16 protein-coding genes are annotated in these 18,778 nt (G+C 74.7%); 7 read left to right on the top strand and 9 right to left on the bottom strand.

What is annotated here, in order from left to right; translation table 11 throughout:
* Positions 1-2 precede the first annotated feature (2 nt).
* Entirely contained in the window at positions 3-503 is a 501-nt protein-coding gene (locus HWY08_RS20925; protein ID WP_176068913.1) for a rubrerythrin family protein, read from the bottom strand.
* A 109-nt stretch (positions 504-612) separates the two neighbouring features.
* Complete coding sequence (uvrA, locus tag HWY08_RS20920; protein ID WP_176068911.1) at positions 613-3,486, bottom strand: excinuclease ABC subunit UvrA; 2,874 nt, start codon at positions 3,484-3,486, stop codon at positions 613-615.
* A gap of 96 nt (positions 3,487-3,582) precedes the next feature.
* On the opposite strand from uvrA, the gene HWY08_RS20915 reads away from it, so the two are divergent.
* The 6 genes from HWY08_RS20915 to cutA all read left to right on the top strand — a co-directional run bounded on the left by HWY08_RS20915 (position 3,583) and on the right by cutA (position 8,872).
* Entirely contained in the window at positions 3,583-4,074 is a 492-nt protein-coding gene (locus HWY08_RS20915) for a hypothetical protein (protein WP_176068909.1), read from the top strand.
* Complete coding sequence (locus HWY08_RS20910) at positions 4,071-4,985, top strand: DMT family transporter (RefSeq protein ID WP_176068907.1); 915 nt, start codon at positions 4,071-4,073, stop codon at positions 4,983-4,985. Before HWY08_RS20915 ends, HWY08_RS20910 begins: the two co-directional genes overlap by 4 nt.
* Complete coding sequence (locus HWY08_RS20905; protein WP_176068905.1) at positions 4,982-5,890, top strand: DMT family transporter; 909 nt, start codon at positions 4,982-4,984, stop codon at positions 5,888-5,890. Before HWY08_RS20910 ends, HWY08_RS20905 begins: the two co-directional genes overlap by 4 nt.
* A 51-nt stretch (positions 5,891-5,941) precedes the next feature.
* Entirely contained in the window at positions 5,942-7,342 is a 1,401-nt protein-coding gene (locus HWY08_RS20900) for a PQQ-dependent sugar dehydrogenase (RefSeq protein WP_176068903.1), read from the top strand.
* Between the two features lie 67 nt (positions 7,343-7,409).
* A complete protein-coding gene (locus tag HWY08_RS20895; RefSeq protein ID WP_176068901.1) occupies positions 7,410-8,558 on the top strand; it encodes an acyl-CoA dehydrogenase family protein in 1,149 nt (382 codons plus the stop codon).
* Positions 8,555-8,872 (top strand): divalent-cation tolerance protein CutA, encoded by a 318-nt coding sequence (cutA, locus tag HWY08_RS20890; RefSeq protein ID WP_176068899.1) that lies wholly within the window; start codon positions 8,555-8,557, stop codon positions 8,870-8,872. The genes HWY08_RS20895 and cutA overlap by 4 nt, the downstream gene beginning before the upstream one ends.
* A gap of 242 nt (positions 8,873-9,114) precedes the next feature.
* Here cutA and HWY08_RS20885 read toward each other — a convergent pair whose 3' ends face one another.
* The 3 genes from HWY08_RS20885 to HWY08_RS20875 form a co-directional block, all read right to left on the bottom strand.
* The gene (locus HWY08_RS20885) at positions 9,115-10,221 is read right to left on the bottom strand and encodes an HNH endonuclease (RefSeq protein ID WP_176068897.1); all 1,107 of its coding nucleotides are present in this window, start codon (positions 10,219-10,221) and stop codon (positions 9,115-9,117) included.
* Positions 10,222-10,863: 642 nt separating this feature from the next.
* Positions 10,864-11,610 carry an exodeoxyribonuclease III gene (locus HWY08_RS20880; RefSeq protein WP_176068895.1) on the bottom strand — a complete coding sequence of 249 codons (747 nt, stop codon included), beginning with the start codon at positions 11,608-11,610 and terminating at the stop codon, positions 10,864-10,866.
* A 15-nt stretch (positions 11,611-11,625) separates the two neighbouring features.
* Positions 11,626-11,970: a hypothetical protein gene (locus HWY08_RS20875; protein WP_176068893.1), complete on the bottom strand. Its 345-nt coding sequence runs from the start codon at positions 11,968-11,970 to the stop codon at positions 11,626-11,628.
* Between the two features lie 59 nt (positions 11,971-12,029).
* Between HWY08_RS20875 and HWY08_RS20870 the strand changes: the two genes are divergently transcribed.
* Positions 12,030-12,977 (top strand): serine/threonine-protein kinase, encoded by a 948-nt coding sequence (locus HWY08_RS20870; protein WP_176068891.1) that lies wholly within the window; start codon positions 12,030-12,032, stop codon positions 12,975-12,977.
* Between the two features lie 16 nt (positions 12,978-12,993).
* Here HWY08_RS20870 and HWY08_RS20865 read toward each other — a convergent pair whose 3' ends face one another.
* The 4 genes from HWY08_RS20865 to sppA form a co-directional block, all read right to left on the bottom strand.
* A complete protein-coding gene (locus HWY08_RS20865) occupies positions 12,994-13,272 on the bottom strand; it encodes a hypothetical protein (protein ID WP_176068889.1) in 279 nt (92 codons plus the stop codon).
* On the bottom strand, positions 13,269-14,420 hold the full coding sequence (locus HWY08_RS20860) for an HD domain-containing phosphohydrolase (RefSeq protein ID WP_176068887.1): 1,152 nt from the start codon (positions 14,418-14,420) through the stop codon (positions 13,269-13,271). The genes HWY08_RS20865 and HWY08_RS20860 overlap by 4 nt, the downstream gene beginning before the upstream one ends.
* Before the next feature lie 109 nt (positions 14,421-14,529).
* Entirely contained in the window at positions 14,530-15,924 is a 1,395-nt protein-coding gene (rho, locus tag HWY08_RS20855) for a transcription termination factor Rho (protein ID WP_176068885.1), read from the bottom strand.
* Positions 15,925-16,215: 291 nt separating this feature from the next.
* Positions 16,216-18,765 carry a signal peptide peptidase SppA gene (sppA, locus tag HWY08_RS20850; RefSeq protein WP_176068883.1) on the bottom strand — a complete coding sequence of 850 codons (2,550 nt, stop codon included), beginning with the start codon at positions 18,763-18,765 and terminating at the stop codon, positions 16,216-16,218.
* Positions 18,766-18,778: the final 13 nt, after the last annotated feature.

Raw genomic sequence — 18,778 nt, 5'->3', positions numbered from 1 at the left:
GGTCAGCCGATCTTCTGGTACTTCGACGCAGGCGCGCCGCAGATCGGGCACTTGTCGGGCGGGTTGCCGAACTCGACGTCGCCGCAGACCGGGCAGAGGTAGACGTCCATCTTGGAGAGGTCGGCGCCCGCCTCGAGCGCCTGCAGCGCCTGGCCGAAGAGGCCCGCGTGGACCTTCTCCGCGGCGTTGGCGAACCCCAGCATGTGGCGCGCCTTGTGGTTCTCCGCCTGCGCCTGCGCCACCATGGGCGGGTACATCTCGGTGAACTCGTAGGTCTCCCCCGAGACCGCGGCGCGCAGGTTCTCGAGCGTGGAGCCGACGCCGCCCATGTTGCCGAGGTGCGCCAGCGCGTGGATCGTCTCGGCCTCGGCGGCGGCGCGGAACAGCTTCGCGATCTGCGGGTAGCCCTCCTTCTCCGCCTTCCGGGCGAAGGCGAGGTACTTGCGGTTGGCCTGGCTCTCGCCGGCGAAGGCGACCTGGAGGTTCTCGACGGTGGTGGGCATCTGGGGCTCCTGTCGACGTGTAGGGGCGGGGCTCGTCCCGCCCGCCGCGGCACGGCGGGCGGCGAACCCCCGCCCTACAGGACGGGGGCGCTGCTGTCCATGACCAGGCTCAGGCGCTGCGCTCGGTGGCGGGCCGGCGGGCGCGGTGCGCGCGCAGGACCTTCGCCAGGTAGTGCCCGGTGGAGCTCTCCTTCGCCGCCGCCACCTGCTCCGGCGTGCCCTCGGCGATGACGAGCCCGCCGCCGGCCCCGCCCTCGGGGCCGAGGTCCACCACCCAGTCGGCGCACTTGATGACGTCGAGGTTGTGCTCGATCACCACCACCGAGTTGCCCGCCTCCACCAGCCGGTCGAGCACCTGGAGCAGGCGGCGCGTGTCCTCGAAGTGCAGGCCGGTGGTCGGCTCGTCGAGGATGTAGAGCGTCCGGCCGGTGCCGACCCGCGCCAGCTCGCGCGAGAGCTTGATGCGCTGGGCCTCGCCGCCGGAGAGGGTGGGGGAGGGCTGCCCCAGCTTCACGTAGCCGAGGCCGACGTCGTCGAGCGTCTGCAGGACCCGCAGGATCTCGCGGTGGTTCGCGAACAGCGCCATCGCCTCGTGCACCGAGAGGTCGAGCACCTCGGCGATGTTCTTGCCCTTGAACTGGACCCGCAGCGTCGCCTCGTTGAAGCGCTTGCCGTGGCACACCTCGCACGGCACGAGCACGTCGGCGAGGAAGTGCATCTCCACCAGCTTCATGCCGTCGCCCTGGCACGCCTCGCAGCGGCCGCCCTTCACGTTGAAGCTGAAGCGGCCGGGCTGGTACCCGAAGGCGCGCGCCTCCGGGGTCTGGGCGAAGACCTCGCGGATGAGGTCGAACACCTTGGTGTAGGTGGCGGGGTTCGAGCGCGGCGTGCGCCCGATGGGCTGCTGGTTGATGTCGATGACCTTGTCGATCTGCTCGTGGCCGAGGATGGCCTGGTGCTTCCCGGGCACCTCGCGGGTGCCGTAGAGGAGCCGGGTGAGCGCCGGGCGCAGGATCGCGTTCACCAGGGTGGACTTCCCGGCGCCCGAGACGCCGGTGACCGCGGTGAGGGTGCCGAGCGGGAACTTGACCGTCACGTCCTTCAGGTTGTTCGCGCTCGCGCCCGCGACGGTCAGCGCGCCGTGCGCCGCGCGGCGCCGCTCCGGCACCGCGATCTCTCGCCGGCCGGAGAGGTAGGCGCCGGTGAGCGAGGCGGGGTGCCGCTTCACCTCCTCGGGCGTGCCCTGCGCCACGATCTCGCCGCCGTGCTCGCCCGCGCCCGGCCCGAAGTCCACCAGCCAGTCGGACTCCTCCATCGTCTCCTCGTCGTGCTCCACCACGATGACGGAGTTGCCGATGTCGCGCAGCCGCTTGAGCGTGCCGAGCAGCTTGCCGTTGTCGCGCTGGTGCAGCCCGATCGACGGCTCGTCGAGGATGTAGATGACGCCGGTGAGCTCGGACCCCATCTGCGAGGCGAGCCGGATGCGCTGGCTCTCGCCGCCGGAGAGCGACGGGCCGGGCCGGTCGAGCGTGAGGTAGGAGAGGCCCACGTCGAGGAGGAACTTGAGGCGGTTCTTGATCTCCTTGAGCAGCTCGTCGGCGATGCGCGCCTGGTGGCCCTGGAGGTCGAGCTGGTCGAGCCAGGCGTGCGCCTCGGTGATGGTGAGGCCCGACAGCTCGACGATGCTCTTGCCGCGGATCTCCACCGCCCGGCTCTCCGGCCGGAGGCGCTCGCCCTGGCAGGTGGGGCATGGCTTGTCGGAGAAGTAGCGCATGTAGTAGCGCCGCATCGCCTCCGAGCCGGTCGCCTTGAACCGTCGGTGGAGCTGGTTCACCACCCCCTCCCAGACGATCCGGGCGCGGTTCGTCCCCTCGTTGCCGTTGAGGACGATCTCGCGCTGCGCCTTGGGCAGCTTCGACCAGGGGGTGTCGAGGTCGATGCCGAGCGCGCGCGAGAGGTGCTCGACGAACTCGAAGGTCCAGCCCTCGCCCTTCTCCATCCCGCTCGCCCACGGGTCGATGGCGCCCTCGCGGATGGTGAGCGACGGGTCGGGGATGATGAGGTCCACGTCCATCTCGGCGCGGGTGCCGAGGCCCTGGCACTCCTGGCAGGAGCCGAGCGGGCTGTTGAACGAGAAGTTCTGGGGCGCCAGCTCGCCGAAGGAGAGGCCGCACACCGGGCAGGCGCTCTGCTCGGAGAAGAAGCGGTCGTGCTTCTTGTACTCCTCCGGATCGACCCCCGGTCCGACCTTCTGCTCCTGGGCCGCGTCGGCCGCGATGAGCGTGCCCTTGCCCTCGCGCAGCGCCGTCTCGACGGAGTCGGTGAGGCGGGCGCGGAGGTCCGGCTTCACCACCACCCGGTCGACCACCAGCTCGATGTCGTGCTTCAGCTTCTTGTCGAGGACGAGCCGCTCCTCGAGCGAGTGGACCACGCCGTCCACCCGGACGCGCGCGAAGCCCCGCTTGTGCGCGTCGCCGAGGAGCTCGCGGTACTCACCCTTGCGGTTCTGGACCAGCGGCGCGAGCAGGAGGAGGCGCGAGCCCTCCGGCATGGCCAGGAGCGTCTCGACGATCTGCTGGGCCGTCTGCTTCCCGACCGGGCGCCCGCAGCTCGGGCAGTGCTGGACCCCGATGGAGGCGTACAGCACGCGCAGGTAGTCGTGGACCTCGGTGATGGTCCCCACCGTCGAGCGCGGGTTGTTCGAGGCGGCCTTCTGCTCGATGGAGATGGTCGGGGAGAGCCCGCGGATGGTGTCGTACTTGGGCTTCTCCATCTGCCCGAGGAACTGGCGCGCGTACGAGGAGAGGGACTCGACGTAGCGGCGCTGGCCCTCGGCGTAGAGGGTGTCGAAGGCGAGCGAGCTCTTCCCGGAGCCGGAGACCCCGGTGAAGACGACCAGCTTCTTCTTGGGGATCTCGAGCTGGACCGACTTCAGGTTGTGCTCGCGGGCCCCCTTCACGACGATGGTTTCGGGCTCGCTCATGGATTCGCTGTCTTAACCGGCTCTGCCCCGCAGGGCCAGCGACGGAGCGCTCACGCCGTTCCCCCGCCGGGCGAAAGGCGGTATTCCACGGGGCACATGGCCGAGCTTCGCAACGACCGCGGCGCGCTGCGCTGTGCGCTGACCCTGGCGGGCCGGGCCTCGCCCGCCGGCCCCCCCGGCGGCGGCGCGGCCGAGCCTGCGCTCGACCTGCTCGCGACCGCCGCGGTCGAGTACCACGACGCGCGCGACGGCGAGTGGTGGCCGCTCGTGCGCCTGCCGCCGCTGCGGGTGGCGGCGGCCCAGGTCGACGAGCTCCTGGCCGCCACGGCGGCGCTCCTGCGCGGCGAGGGCGAGGGCTTCGCCTGGCGCGCCGGCGGCGAGGCGCCCCTCGCTGTCCAGCTCGGCGCGACCCCGGGCGGCGCGGTGGTCGAGATCGGCCTCGATCTCTCCGGCTTCCTGGCCGAGGCGGCCGGCGGAGGCGGGCCCGGCGGCGAGCTGGCGCTGTTCCGGTTCCGGGCCGCGCAGGCCGACCTGGTGCGCTTCTCCGGCGCGCTCGCCGCCGAGCTCGAGGCGATCCGCGCGTCATGAAGACGAAACGGCTCGCCGCGCGCGGACAGCTCTTCGTCTCGGGCGCGCTCTTCGGGCTCATGGCCTCGGTGGCGCGGCTCGCCTCGCGCGGCGGGACGGGCTTCACCGCCGCCCAGATGACCACCGTCCGCTTCGCGGTGGGCGCCGCCATGACCCTCGCGCTGTTCCGGCTGCGGCCCGGCACCTTCCGGCCGGTGCGGCGGTGGCTCCTCGTCAGCCGCGGGCTGCAGGGCGGCCTGGCGGTGCTGCTCTACTTCATCGCGCTGGCGCGCATCCCGGCCGGGCAGGCCACGCTCCTCAACAACCTCTTCCCCGTCTTCGCGGTGGGGATCTCGGTCTTCGCGCTGGGCGAGCGGCCGACGGTCCACCTCGCGCTGGCGCTGGCGCTCGTCACCGTCGGCGTCGGGCTCGTGATCGCGCCGGGCGCCGGTGCGCTGCTGGCGGTCGCCGACGCCGGCGTCCTGGCCGGCCTCGCCTCGGCGGTGCTCGGGGGCGGGGCGGTGGTGGCCATCCGGGCCCTCCGGCCCACCGACAACGCCCCGACCATCTTCTTCTCGTTCTGCCTGGGCGGGCTCGTCATGGCGGCCCCGTTCTCGGGGGGGCCCTGGCCCACCGACCCGCGGCTGTGGGCGCTGGCGGTGGCGGTGGGCGTGCTCTCCTTCTTCGCGCAGATCCTCATGACCCACGCCTACGGCGTGTTCACGGTGGCCGAGGCGGCGCTCTGGCAGCAGCTCACCCCGGCGGCCAGCTTCCTGTGGGCGCTCCCCATCCTGGGCGAGCGCCTCTCGCCGGTCGGCGCCTGCGGCCTCGTGCTCGGCGCCTGCGGCGTGGTGTACGGCAGCGTCCTCGGCCACCGCCCGGCCGAGGGGCTCCCGCCGGCGCCCATCGCCGAGCCGGTCGAGCCGGCATGACGGACCGGGCGCACGCGCGGCGCCGCGCGCTGGCGCGGCTCGAGCTCGCCGGCTCCGCCGTCTGCTTCGGGCTCATGGCCGTGCTGGCGCGCCGCCTGTCGCGCGGCCCGGGCGGCTTCACCGCCGGGCACCTGTCGGTGGTGCGCTTCGCGGTGGGGGCGCTGGTCTCGCTGGCGGTGTTCCGGCTCCGGCCCGCGCTCTACCGCCCGAGCAACTACCGGCTGCTCGTCTCGCGGGGCCTCTCCGGGGGACTGGTGGTGGTGCTCTACTTCGCGGCGCTGGCCCGCATCCCGGCCGGCGAGGCGGGGCTCCTCTACAACCTCTTCCCCGTCCTGGCGACCGGGATGTCCTTCTTCGCCTTCGGCGAGCGCCCCACCGTCCACCTGGTGGTGGCGCTGCTGGTGGCCACCGGCGGCGTGGCGCTCGTGCTCGGCGAGGGGGCGCTGCGGGTGGGGGTGGGCTGGGGCGAGGTGGCGGCGGTGGCGGCGGCCGTCTTCGCGGCCACGAGCGCCAACGTCATCCGCGCCATGCGCGGCACCGACAACGCCCCCACCATCTTCTTCTGGTTCTGCCTGGCCGGCTTGCCGGTGGTGCTCCCGTTCGCGCTGGATCCGTGGCCGGCGCTCGGGCCGGTCTGGGCGGTGGCGCTGGCCGTGGCGCTCGCCGCCTTCGCGGCGCAGGTGCTCATGACGGAAGCCTACGGCGCGCTGTCGGTCTCCGAGGCGGCGGTGTGGCTGCAGCTCACCCCCATCGCCCAGTACGCGCTGGCGCTGCCGCTCCTCGGCGAGAAGCCCGGGCTCCCCGCGCTGGCCGGGACGGCGCTGGCGGTGGCCGGGGTGGCATACGGGACTGCCTGGGGAAGCCGGCGCACGGCGCCGGTGGTGGCGGTGGCGCCGCCGCCGTGACCCCGCGGGCCCGCGCTGCGCCCGCCCCCGCGCGCGGTTAGGCCACGGCCCGTGCGCGCCCTCCTCGCCCTGCCCGCGCTGGCGCTCCTGGCGCTGTCCACGCCCGTGGCGAAGCGCGGCGCGGCGGCCTCGGGGAGCTGGCGGGGCGATGCGCCGGGGGTGCGACGCCACCTGACCGCGGCCGACCTGCCGGCGCCCTACGCCACGCGCTCGGCGGGCAACGGCCCCGACGTCGTGCCCGCGCCGCCGGGGGCCGCGCTCCGCGCCCCGGAGGGCTTCGCGGTGGCGCGCTTCGCGAGCGGGCTCGAGAACCCGCGCGCCCTGCGCGTCGCGCCGAACGGCGACCTGTTCGTGGCGGAGACGGCGGCCGGCCGGATCCGGGTGCTGCGCGCCGGCCCCGGGGCGTGGAAGGCCGAGCGCGCCGAGACCTTCGCGAAGGGCCTCGACGGACCGTTCGGGATGGCCTTCTACCCGCCGGGCGCCGCGCCCGCCTGGCTGTACGTGGCCGAGGAGAACCGGGTGGTGCGGTACGCCTACCAGCCCGGCGACCTGGCCGCGCGCGGGCCGCCGGAGGTGGTGGTGGCGAGCTTCTCGCCCGCGACCGGCGGCCACTCCACCCGCGACGTGGCCTTCTCGGCCGACGGCCGGCGCATGTTCGTGTCGGTCGGCTCGGCCTCGAACGCGGGGGAGGAGATGGGGACGAAGTCCCGCGAGGAGGCGGCGCGCTGGGACGCCGCGAACGCGCCCGGCGCGGCCTGGGGCGACGAGGCGCGGCGCGCCGACGTGCTCGCCTTCGCGCCGGGCGGCGGCGGCGGCAAGGTCTTCGCGACCGGCCTGCGCAACTGCGTCGGTCTGGCGGTCCACCCGCGCACCGGCGACCTGTGGTGCGCGGTGAACGAGCGCGACGGCCTGGGCGACGATCTCGTCCCGGACTTCGCGACCCGCGTCCGCGAGGGGGCCTTCTACGGCTGGCCCTGGTACTACCTGGGCGCGAACGAGGACCCGCGCCGCCGCGGCGAGCGGCCCGACCTGGCCGGGAAGGCGACCCTGCCGGACGTGCTCTTCCAGGCGCACTCCGCCTCGCTGCAGCTCGCGTTCTACGACCCGCCGGCGGGCGCGCCCGCCGCCTTCCCGGAGGCGTGGCGCGGCGACGGCTTCGCCGCCTTCCACGGCTCGTGGAACCGCACCGAGCGCACCGGCTACAAGGTCGTGCGCCTCCTCCTGAAGGACGGGGTCCCGACCGGCGAGTACGAGGACTTCCTGACCGGCTTCGTCGTGGACGACGCTCGCGTGTGGGGGCGGCCGGTGGGCGTGGCGGTGGCGCGGGACGGCGCGCTCCTCGTCAGCGAGGACGGCAACGGGACGATCTGGCGGGTCGCGCCGGGGCCGGGGTCGGGCGGAGGGACCGGAGCGGCCCGGCCGGCCGGGAGCGGCGGCGGCTGCGGCGGCTGAGGACGCCGCCGAGGCGGCGCCCTGGGCGGGCGCGGCCCGAGGGGGCCGGGCGGACTAGGACAGGCGCATGCCCGTCGCCTTCGAGCCCTTCACCGAGGATCACCGCGCGTTCCGCAAGACGGTCCGCGAGCTGTGCGAGCGCGAGCTCGCCCCGCACGCGCGCGCCTGGGACGAGGCGGGCCTCTTCCCGCGCGAGCTCTTCCAGCGCTTCGGGGAGCTGGGGTACTTCGGCATCCGTCACCCGGAGCGGTGGGGCGGGTCCGGCCTCGACTACTGGTACGTGGTGGCGTACGTCGAGGAGCTGGCCCGCTCGCGCTCGGCCGGGCTCAACATGGCCATGCTGGTCCAGGGCGAGATGGCGACGCCGGTCATCGCCGACCTCGGGACGGACGAGCAGAAGCGGGAGTTCCTGGCGCCGGCGCTGCGGGGCGAGAAGATCGCGGCGCTCGCCATCTCGGAGCCGGACGCGGGGTCGGACGTCGCGGCCCTCCGCACCACCGCCCGGCGCGACGGGGACGACCTGGTGGTGAACGGCAGCAAGACCTGGATCACGAACGGCACCCGCGCCGACTTCCTCACCCTCGCGGTCCGCACCGGGGAGGCGGGGTACGGCGGGCTGTCCCTCCTCACCTTCCCGACGGACGTGAAGGGCTACGCGGTCTCGAAGAAGCTGGAGAAGGTGGGGAACCTCGCCTCCGACACCGCGCTCCTCTTCTTCGACGACTGCCGCGTGCCGCGGCGGTACCTGCTGGGCGAGGAGAACCAGGGCTTCGTCCACATCATGCAGAACTTCCAGGGCGAGCGGCTGGCGGCGGCCCTGATGGCGGTGGCGGCGATGGACCTCATGCTGGAGGACACCCTCGCCTACGGCCGCGAGCGGCGCGCCTTCGGCCGCCCGCTCGTGTCGATGCAGGTGTGGCGCCACAAGCTCGCCGAGCACCGCTCCTCGGTCGAGGCCGCGCGCTGGCTCGCCTACCGGGCCGCCGACCTGTTCGCGCGCGGCGAGCCGGCGGTGAAGGAGATCTCGATGGCGAAGCTGGTGGCCTGCGACCTGGCGCAGCGGGTCGCCTACGATTGCATGCAGCTCCACGGCGGGATGGGATACGTGGTGGAGACCGACGTCGCGCGCGCCTGGCGCGACGTCCGGCTGCTCACCATCGCCGGAGGCGCGAGCGAGATCATGAAGGAGATCGTGGCGAAGGCGGAGGGGCTGTGACGGACGCCCTGGTGGTGCTGGTCACGGCGCCCGACGCCGAGGCGGCGGCGCGCCTGGCGAGGACGCTCGTCGAGGAGCAGCTCGCCGCCTGCGGCAACGTCGTGCCCGGGGTGCGATCGATCTACCGCTGGGAGGGCAAGGTCTGCGACGACCAGGAGGCGCTGCTCGTGCTCAAGGCGCCCGCCGGGCGGTTCCCGGAGCTGCGCGATCGGATCCTGGCGCTGCACCCGTACCAGGTGCCGGAGGTGATCGCGCTGCGGGTGGAGGAGGGGAGCGAGCGGTACCTGGCGTGGCTCGCCGAGAGCGGGCGGTGAGCGGGGAAGGCGAAGCTTTCGCGGCTCGAACGTGCTTGAGCGGCCCCCTCTCCCCGGTCCATTCATGATTCGACGCGAGTCTCCCTCGGCCCGTCCAAGCCAGCAGAGAGGTGCGTGGCCGTCTCGCGGCCGCCGTCGAGGCAGGGCACCGTCCGGTGACCGGCGCCAGCGAGACGTCGCTCCCCGGCCGCCGCGCCGGCCGCAAGATCGGCTCACGATCCGGTGCCGCACTGCCCCAGCGTTCACGTCGCGCCAGCGGTCTGCGCGCCCTCGCCGCACGCCCCAGAAGTGCTTCCGCCAGCGGCGGTGGATGGAGCGCTCCGGTCCGCGTCCTTCCGGTACTGGTCCATGTGCTTCCGGCCAAAGACGTGCTCCGCGTGCAGGGAGTTGTGATCCCAGCAAGCCACTCTCAGGTTGTCGGCGGTGCTGCGCCCGCCGAGCGCCACCGGGTGGATGTGGTCGAGCTCGAGTCGCTTCGTCGAGCCGCAGACGCTCCCGTCCGGCAGGCGGAAGCTGCAGCGGCCGCCGTCCCGCTTCCACGCTTCCCGCGCCACCGCCGCCGGGACGTGGCGCGGGTCGGCGGAGGGCTTCTGAGGCGCCGGCCGCGGCCGCTTCACGAGGCCGCGCCGTCGGGCGGTCTTCTCGAGGAGGAGGTCGAGCGCGGCGGTGAGCACCGCCTCGGTGTCGCCGTCGGGGATGGCGTGGGAGAGCGCGTCCTTGGCGGCGTCGAGCTTGGCGAGGAACGCCTTCGAGAGGGTGACGTGGTAGCGGCGGAGGTCGGCGTCGAGGGGCACCACCTCGTCGCGCGGGCGAGCCGGCGCGGAGAAGAGGTCTGCGTCTGGCTGTACCCTTTCGGACTTCGCCGGCGAAGTCCGTTCGGGTACAAGCGCCTCCGCCGCTGCGGGCGCACACGGCGGAGCGGCCCGCACGACGGCCGTGACCACCTCGCGGCGCGGCGGATTCGCGACCGGACTGAGCTCGGCGACGAGCGCCTCCGCCCCGCGCTTCGAGAGGCCGTAGAAGCGCGGCAGCACCTCCTCCGCGTTCTCCGGAGTGAGCGCCTTCGAGAGTTCGTAGACGACCGACATGCAGACGCGGCCGTCGCGGAGCGGCTCCACCACGGCGGGGAAGCGCTGGACGAGCGCAGCCGCGGTCATCCGACGAGCGGCGGCGCTGCTCGTGAGCCGGAGCTCGCGCTCGAGGTACTGGAAGAGCGGGGCGTAGCCGAGCGTGCCCCACCCGCGCTGGCGGTCGAAGTCCGCCAGGGCGACGAGAAAGTCGGCGAGTCGGTTCCGCTCCTCGGCGAGGAGCGAGGCGATGCGGCGGGAGAGGGCGCGGGCGTCGGTCATACGGAGAGTGTCTCATGCGTTGTGGCGGGCTCCTGGGACGCGCGAGGCTCGCGCAGGGACCATTCGGCGACCACACCCGGCGAGAACGGGTTCGGCCGGCCGCCGCGCCTCGGAGCGGCCCGGCGCGGCCGCGGGAGAGGTCTCCTCGCGCCTTCGCGTCCGCCGAAGCGCGATCCGCGCTGGAACGCGTCAAGCTCCCTTGCGGGACGACCCAGGATAGTGACACGCCGTGAATGACGGTCTGTCCGGCCATGCATCGCCGCCGGTCACGCGTGTTCACCCTCAGAGAATGTCGCGAGCCGGACCACGCCCCGCCGCCTCGTACGCGCGGCGCCGCCTCGCGTGCTACGGCCGCCACACCGCGGCGCCCGCCAGCGCGGCGCCGCCCGCCCACCTGCTGCGCCCCTCTCTGCCGAACACAGCCCGCTCGCGCGGGACCGCCGCAAAGATCGAACGTGGTTGCGAGGCCCCTCTCCCCGGCCCTCTCCCCGCTCCGCGGGGCGAGGGAGAGGGGTGAGCCCGCGGGGGTCCCGCAGCTCGAGGCGTTTGCGAAGATGTGATGAGTCGTCTGCCGCTTCGCGGGGGAGGGAGACCGAGACGGACGGTGCGCCTGGCGCGCTGCGGGGCGGGGCCGGTGGGCCCTCAGGCGAGCTCGACGACCACCGGGGCGTGGTCGCTCGTGCCGAACTCGCGCAGGCTGTCGCAGCGGGTGAGGCGCGGCGCGAGCGCCTCGCTGGCGAGCACGTAGTCGATGCGCCAGCCGATGTTGCGCTGGCGGAGGCTGCGCCAGGGGGCCCACCAGGTGAAGAGCGCGTCGTCGTCGGGGTGGAGGCGCCGCGCGGTGTCGACGAGGCCGTGGCCCAGCAGCTCCGCGAACAGGGCGCGCTCGTCGGGCCGCTGGCCGATGGCGCCGGGCTTGCGCTCCTTGGGGTGCACGTCCACCTCGGCGCGCGCCACGTTGAGGTCGCCGCAGAGGAGGAGCTGCCGGCCGCGCGCGTGCTCCGCCTCGGTCCAGGCCTCGAGCGCGGCGAGGAAGCGCAGCTTGGCGGGGAAGTCCTTGCCGCCGTTCGGCACGTAGATCGAGGCCACCGTGAGCGGGCCCAGCTCGACCGTGACCACGCGGCATTCGTGGTCGAACGGCGGGTGCGCGAAGGCGGGCCGCGCCGGCGCGAGCTCGCGGCGGACGTGCAGCGCCACCCCCGAGTAGGCGGACGCGCCGTGCCAGTACGCCCAGTAGCCGGCGGGGTCGAACAGCAGCGCCGGGATCTGCGCCGGCGTCGCCTTGATCTCCTGCAGGCAGACCACGTCCGGGCGCTCCCGCTCGGCGAGCTCGCGCAGCTGCGCCTCGCGGGCGCGCACCCCGTTCACGTTCCAGGTGACGAGCTTCACGCGGGCCCCTGCCTATCAGCGCTTGCGGAACAGCGCCTCGAGCGCGTCGCGCGGGTCCTCCTCGGCCGGCCCGGGCGCCTCGCCGAAGAGGGCGCCGAGCGCGTCGCGGGCGGCGCGGGAGCGGACGCGGCGGCGCGAGGCGCCGTCGCCCAGGTGGAAGAGGTCGCAGGCGTTGGAGGCCTGCTTGTCGAGCACGTGCTCCGCGTGCGGCTCGCGGCAGGCGTGGGCCGCGCCCTCGTCGTAGAACGCGCAGTTGATGCAGGCGTGCAGGTCGGCGTCGCACTCGGGGCAGGTGGTGCGCCGTCCCACCGGCCCGTCGATGCGCAGCTCCGCGCCGCAGCCGTGGCAGCTCGTCGGCATGAGGAGATTATACTCCCGGGGGTGGCACCGGGCCGGCGGCCCGGCCGCGCCGCCTCTCCATGCGCGACCCCGTCCCCTTCGGCCGGTACCTGCTGCTCGACCGCGTCGCGGCCGGGGCGATGGCGGAGGTGTTCGTGGCGCGGGTGGCCGAGGGGGAGGGTGCCGGCCGGCTGGTGGCGGTGAAGCGGCTCTGGTCGACCCTGGCGGAGGACCCGGCGCTCGTGACCATGTTCCTCGACGAGGCGCGGATCGCGGTCCAGCTCGACCACCCCTGCGTGGCGCGGGTGGACGACCTCGGCCAGCACGGCGCGAGCTACTACCTCGCCATGGAGTACGTCCCGGGGAAAGACCTCGAGGCGCTCCTGGCGGCCCTCTCCGCGCGGGGGGAGCGGCTGTCGCCGGCGCTGGCGGCCTTCGTGGCGGAGCGCGTGGCGGCCGCGCTCGCGCACGCCCACGCGCGCCGCGACGGCGCGGGGCGGGCGCTCGGCGTCGTCCACCGCGACGTCTCGCCGCGCAACGTGCTCCTCTCCTTCGCCGGAGAGGTGAAGCTGGCCGACTTCGGGCTGGCCCAGGCGGGCCTGCGCGGCGCGCCGGAGCAGCCGGGCGTGGTGCGCGGCCGGGCCGGCTACGTCAGCCCGGAGCAGGCGCGGGGGGGCGAGGTGGACGCGCGCTCCGACCTCTTCTCCCTGGGGGTGGTGCTGCACGAGATGCTCACCGGGCGGCCGCTCTTCTCCGGCGGCGGCGACCTCCTGGCGCTGGAGCGGGCGGCCGAGGAGCCGGTGCCGTCGCCGCGCGAGCTCGCGCCGGAGGTCCCGCGGGCGCTGGCCGCGGTCGTGCTGGAGGCGCTGGCGCGCGATCCCGCGCGCCGCCCGCCCTCCGCCGAGGCGCTGCGCGAGCGACTCGCGCCACACGCCGACCCGGACGGCCCGGCGCGGCTCGCGGCGGTGCTGGCGGAGCGCTTCCCGGACGACCTCGCGCGCGAGCGCGAGCGCGCCCTGCCGCGCTGAGGTCCGGGCGCGGGAGCTACCCGCCCTGCTTCATCTGTCCGCTGCGCTGGTTGAGCTGGTCGATGGTGGCGTCGCGCACGTGGTCGCGCTGCACGTCGTCCATGACCCGGTAGCAGCGGCGCACGGGGATGTTGCTGCCGGTCGGGCGCTCGTCCTCGCAGACGAGGCGCGAGCCCGGCTCGGCGCGCGCGGCGGCCGCCGCGGTGGCGGCGTCGCCGGTGCGGGTGGCGGTGGGCGCGCGGCAGGCGCCGCTCCCGAGGAGCAGCAGGGTGGCGGTGGCGGCGAGGCGCGTCATGCTTGCGTTCTCCGGGCGAGCAGGTCGGGGGGACTGCGGGGGACGTCTCTCACGGCGAGCGGCGGGCGCTCGGCCAGGTCGGCCGAGAGCACCGCCACGGTCTCCACGTCGAGGCGGATGCGCTCCCACTCCTCCGGCGGCACCGCCAGGAACGCGTCCACCACCGCCGGGTCGAACTGGGTGCCCCGGCAGCGCAGCACCTCGGCGCGCGCGTCGGCGAGCGGGCGGGCGCGGCGGTACGGCCGATCGCTGGTCATGGCGTCGAGCGTGTCCACCACGTGGAAGATGCGCGCCCCGACGACGATCTCCTCGCCGCGCAGCCGCGCCGGATAGCCCTGGCCGTCCCAGCGCTCCTGGTGCTGCAGCACGATGATCGAGGCGGTGCGCAGGTAGTCCACCCGCTGCAAGAGGTGCCACCCCAGCTCCGGGTGGCGCTTCATCTCGATCCACTCGTCGTCGGCCAGCGGGCCGGGCTTGAGGAGCACGCCGTCGCGCACTCCGATCTTGCCGATGTCGTGGAGCAGGGCGCCGTGTTCGATGGTGGTGATCTCGGGCTCGCCGATCCCGAGCTGCTGGGCCAGGCGGCGCGCGTAGAGCGAGACGCGGCGCGAGTGCCACTGCGTCTCGGCGTCGCGGTAGTCGAGGGCGGAGATGAGCCCCTCGAGCAGGGCCTGGGTGCGCTCCCGCACCATCTCCTCCAGGCGCAGGTTGATCTCGCGCAGCTGGTCGTTCTGGCGCTGCACCTCGCCCGTGAGGCGCTCGTTCTCGCGGCGCAGCCGGGCGGCGTCGATGGCCTGCGTGACCGTGGCGAGCAGCTCCTGCTGGTGCCACGGCTTCGAGATGATCCGGTAGACCTCGCCGGAGTTGACCGCCTGCAGCGCCACCCGGAAGTCCTCGGCGGCGGTGCAGAGGATGCGGGCGGCGTCCGGCAGGCGCGCGCGCGCCTGCTTGAGGAACGTGACGCCGTCCATCGTCGGCATCATGTAGTCCGAGATGATGACGGCCGGCGGGTCGCGATCGAGCGCCGCCAGCGCCTCCTCGGGCGAGACGTAGCAGCGGGTGCGGAACCCGGCTCCGTCGAGGATCCGGGCCAGCGCGCGAAGGATGAGCTCGTCGTCGTCGACGATGAAGACGCGGTCTTGGCCCATGGACCCCACGCCGGCCCCCGCCGGCGGAGCGCATCATGCGCCCCCACGGCGGGGGAGAGCAACCCCGCTCGCACACGGCGGGAGAGGTAGGGCTACGCCCTACACGCGGCTAGAAGCTGGCGAGGAACTCGTCGTTCGAGTCGAACTCGGAGAGCTTCTTGAGGAGTCGCTCCATCGCCTCGACCGGCTTCAGGGAGGCGAGCGCGCCGCGCAGCTTGCGGATCTTCTCGATCTCCTTGGGGAGGAAGAGCTTCTCCTCCTTGCGCGTCCCCGAGGCGGCGATGTCGATGGCGGGGAAGATGCGCCGCTCGGCGAGCTGGCGGGAGAGCACCACCTCCATGTTGCCGGTGCCCTTGAACTCCTCGAAGATCACCTCGTCCATCCGCGAGCCGGTGTCGATGAGCGCGGTCCCGATGATGGTGAGCGACCCGCCCTCCTCGGCCTTGCGGGCGGAGCCGAAGAGCCGCTTCGGGCGCTCCAGGGCCCGGCTGTCGACGCCGCCGGTCAGGGTGCGGCCGGAGGACTCGATCTCGCGGTTGTAGGCGCGGGCGAGGCGGGTGATGGAGTCGAGCAGGACGACGACGTCCTTGCCGCCCTCGACCAGCCGGCGGGCGCGCTCCATCGCCATCTCGGCGGCGTGGATGTGCTCCTCGGCGGGCCGGTCGTTGGACGAGCCGATCACCTCGCCCTGCACGTTGCGCCGCATGTCGGTGAGCTCCTCGGGGCGCTCGTCGACGAGCAGCACCATGAGGTGCACGTCCGGCCGGTTGCCGGTGATCGCCTGGGCGATCCGCTGCAGCATGATGGTCTTGCCGGCCTTGGGCGGCGAGGTGATGAGCGCGCGGGCGCCGAGGCCGATGGGCGCGATGAGGTCGAGCACCCGGCCGACCATCTCGTCCGGCCGCGTCTCCATGAGGAGCTTCTCGGTCGGATCGGTGGCGGTGAGGTTCTGGAAGTGGGTCCGCCGCGCCACGGCGAGGGGATCGGTCCCCTCCACCTGGTCGACGCGCGACAGGATCCGCTTCATGTTGCGGACCGTCGCCACGCCCTTCACGAGCACGCCCGGCTGCAGGTGCATGCGCTCCACCAGCCAGCGCGGCACCTCGACGTCGAGCGACTGCGGGAGGTAGCTGCGCTTCGGGTCGCGCAGCCAGCCCACCCCCTTGCCCTCGAACTGGAGGACGCCCTCGACCTCCTCGGTCTGCTCGGGCTGGCCCTGCGGCTGCGGCGCGCCGCCGGCGGTCGCCGGCCCGGCCGCGGCGGACGGCGCCTGCGCCTGGCCGTTGGGCGCGCCCTGCTGACCCGGCTGGCCGGGCTGGGCACCGCGCCCGCGGCGCCCGCGGCGGCGGCGGCGGCGGCGGCCCTGACCGGGCTGGCCGGGGGCGCCCTGCGGCGCGCCTCCACCCTGGCCGTCGCCGGCGGCTGCGGCGGCGGGCTGCTCGGAGACTGGGGCGGCGGGAGCGGGCGCGTCACCCGCGGGCGGGGTCTGCTCGTTCTCGGTCATGCTGTCTTCTGCTCCGGCCGCGGGGCTCGTTGGCACACCGCGGCGCGTCCTGGGCTGGCCATGCGTGGCCGGAGCGCGGGATCGACTTCACTGTCCGCTTGCTCCGCCCGCCCCCGCTGCCGCGCCGCCGTAGGTCCGGCGCCGCGTCCGCTGCGGCATCGCGGCGCCTCAATGCGTCGAGCGAGCCTGCAGGCGGGGGTCTGCCCCTCGCCGCAAACCTAGATCGCGAGCGGGAGGGAGACAACTCGATCTTTAGCAAAAAAGCGCAACCGGCGAAAGCCCAACCCGACGTCACCTCGGCCCGGGCCCCGCCTCCGCGCCGGGCTCCTGCCCGGCGCCGCTTCCTTCCCAGGCGCCGAACCAGCCCGGCGGGAGCGCCACCAGCGGGCCAACCTCGAGCAGGAGGGACACCGCGCGCAGCTCCGGGAGGCGGGCGATGGCGTCGAGCGGGCCCGCGTCCGCCTGCAGCTCCAGGCCGCCGGCGAGGTCGCCCAGGAAGCCGTGCTCCGGCTCGAACGCGGCGAGCTCGACCTCCTCGTCCGCGGGGAGTCCGGCGCGCTCCTTCGCCAGCCGGACCGCGTCGTCGAACGTACCGAGCGCGTCCACCAGCCCGCGCTCGAGCGCCTGGGCGCCCGTCCACACCCGGCCCTGGGCCACCTGCTCGACCGCCTCGCGCCCGAGGTGCCGCCCCTCGGCCACGCGCGAGACGAACACGCCGTAGAAGGCGCGCACCTCCCGCTCGACCAGCGCCCGCTCCTCCTCGGTCCAGCGGCGGGTGAACGACTGCAGGTCGGCGTGGCGGCCGCGCTTCACGGTGACGGTGGAGACCCCGAGCTTGCCGAGCAGGCCGGACAGGTCCGGCTTGAGCGCGAAGACGCCGATCGAGCCGGTGAGGGTGGAGGGCTCGGCCACGATGGCGTCGGCCGCCACCGAGACGAGGTAGCCGCCGCTGGCCGCGAGGTCGCCCATGGAGGCCACCACCGGCTTGCCGGCCCGGCGCGCCTGCACCACCTCGCGCCAGATGAGGTCGGAGGCGAGGCCGTCGCCGCCTGGCGAGTCGACGCGCAGCACGATCGCCGCGACCTCCCGATCGCCCGCCGCCCGCTTCACCAGGGCAGCGATGGTCTCGGCGCCGGCGATGCCGTCGTCGCCGAGCGGCGCGGACCGGCTCCGGCCGGCGGCGATGGCGCCCTCGACCCGCACCACGGCGATCTTGTGCCGCGGCCCCCAGCGCTGGGCGGCGCGCGGCGGCGACTCGTCGAGCCCGGCCGCGAGCCGCACCCGGTGCCCGACCCGGGCGGCGACCGCCAGCTCGAGCTCGTCGGGCCAGGCGAGCCCGTCCACGAGCCCGGCCTGCCGCGCCTCGTCGGCGCTGAACACGCCGGTGTCGACCAGCTCGCGCACGCGCGCCTCGGGGAGGTGGCGCGCCTCGGCGACGGCGCGCACCTCGCGGTCGAAGACGTCGGCCTGCACCGCCTCGGTGACCTCGCGCTGCGCCTCGCTCATGTCCTCGCGCACGAGCGGGTCGGGCGCGCTCTTGTACCGGCCGACGGCGACCACGTCGAAGGTCACGCCGAGCTTGCCCAGGCCGCGCGCCAGGAACGGCGTCGTCGAGGCGAGGCCGGCGGGGAAGAGCGCGGCGGAGGGGGGCACCAGCACCGCGGTGGCGGCGGTGGCGAGGTGGTACTCCTTCAGCCCGCCGCCGGCGAGGTAGGCCACGACCGGCTTCCTCGCCTTCACCTCCAGCAACAGGCGCCGGAGCTCCTCGGCCCGCGCGTGGCCCACCGGCAGGTCGTCGATGCGCACCACCAGCCCCGGCACGCTCGGGTCGTCCCGCACCTGCCGGAGCCGCGCCAAGAGGGCGCCCCAGCGGTCGCGGTCCACCGGGAAGAGGAGCGAGCGCGAGCGCGACAGCGCGCGGGCCAGGTCGAGGTTCGGCACCGGCTGCGGGATGAACCCGCGCCCGCGGTACCGCTCGGCGGAGAGGCGGGCGCCGACGACCCAGCTCTGGTCCATCCCCTGGCCCCCACCGCCGCCGAGCGTCACGCCGGCGTGCGGCGCGTCGAGGACGAGGGCCAGCTGGCCGTAGACCTGGCCGTAGGGGCCGGTCTGGCCGGCGTGGGCGGGGAGCTGGAGCTGCCCGCGCAGCCCGAGCCCGGAGGCGAGCTCGACCCCGACCCCGAGCGCGACCGCCCGCGCGATGAGGTCGCCGCGCCCCTGATCGTCGGAGAGGAGGTCGGCGGAGAGGGTGAGGCCGTCGCCGAGCAGCCGCGTCGCGGCGCCCAGGTCGTAGCCGATGGGCAGGCGCCGGCCCGAGAGCTCCGCGTTCATCCCGCGCACCGCGAGGCCGAGGGAGAGGTGGCGGGTGGGGCGCAGCGTGAGGCCCGCGTCGAGGCTCCACAGCTTCTGCAGCGCCGGATCGGGGGAGGAGTAGAAGTTGCCCGCCACCGCCAGCGAGGCGAGCTGGCCGGCGGGGAGGGCGAGCGCGAAGGTGGTCTTGCGGAAGCGCGCGCCGCCGCCGTCCTGGGGGCGGATCCACTCCATGGCGAGCGTGGGCACGAGCCCGAACGCCGGCACGGTGAGCCAGAACCCGTCCTCGCCCAGCCCCGTCCCGCGGCGCCCCTCGTGGAAGTACTGGAGGGTGGGGGCGGCCACGAAGCCGGTGCCGGCCGGGTTGAGCTGGACGGCGGTGGGCTCCTCGGCGCCGGCGAGGGAGAGGCCGGGGACGGCCAGACCGCCCGGGGCGCCCAGCGCGCGGCCCTGCAGGTTCGCCGTCTGGGCGGCCGCGGCGAGCGGGAGGGCGGCGGCGAGCGCGGCGGCGAGCTTGACGCAAGGTGACATGGAGGCCCCTCGG

It is taken from the genome of Anaeromyxobacter diazotrophicus (assembly GCF_013340205.1).
Taxonomy (GTDB): domain Bacteria; phylum Myxococcota; class Myxococcia; order Myxococcales; family Anaeromyxobacteraceae; genus Anaeromyxobacter_A; species Anaeromyxobacter_A diazotrophicus.
Note: the sequence above shows the minus strand (reverse complement) of the source record. Positions and strands in the feature narration are given on the sequence as shown.